This is a genomic window from Vibrio sp. 1978 (genome assembly GCF_033344345.1).
Window position 1 is genome coordinate 1 of sequence record NZ_JAWPOP010000953.1, and the last position, 531, is coordinate 531.

At 50.8% G+C, this 531-nt stretch carries 1 pseudogene; it reads left to right on the forward strand.

What is annotated here, in order from left to right:
- Window positions 1–531 (forward strand): annotated as a pseudogene (locus tag R8N49_RS30045) (KfrA protein); the annotation flags it as partial.

Below are 531 nucleotides of genomic sequence, written 5' to 3' on the forward strand. Positions count from 1 at the left end.
TTCAACGTATCTCAAACAGTGGTCAGAGGAACACTCCCTCGATGAAGAGCTGGTAGAGGTAGTCCTTCCAGAATCGGTTATGAGCGATGCTGAGCTCTTCCTACAGAAGATCTATACGGTAGCCAAAGCAAGCGCCGATGAACAGCTTGAGCGCGAGCGTGAACTGCTACGACAGAAAGAAATTGAGTACCAGGAAGATATGCAGCAAGCCGTGGACATGGCAAATGATGCCACCGAACGGGCTGAGCTACTGGAGGAACAACTTGAAGCTCTCACCAACAAAAAATCAGAGCTCGATGCGGCCCTTGGTAAGGCAGAAAACTCGCTATCCCTCAAGTCTGCGGAGCTAGAACGCTCACTGGCTGACATTGATAAGCTGGAAAAGCGGATCGTTGAGTTGGAGGGCAAGCTGGAGGCGAAAGCCGCAGATCTGACCCGAGCACAGGATCACCTGGAGCAAGCTAAAAGCGAAAATCGCTCTTTGAGCCAAAAATTGGCAACTACAGAGGGTGAGTTGGAGGAGCAAAAAGG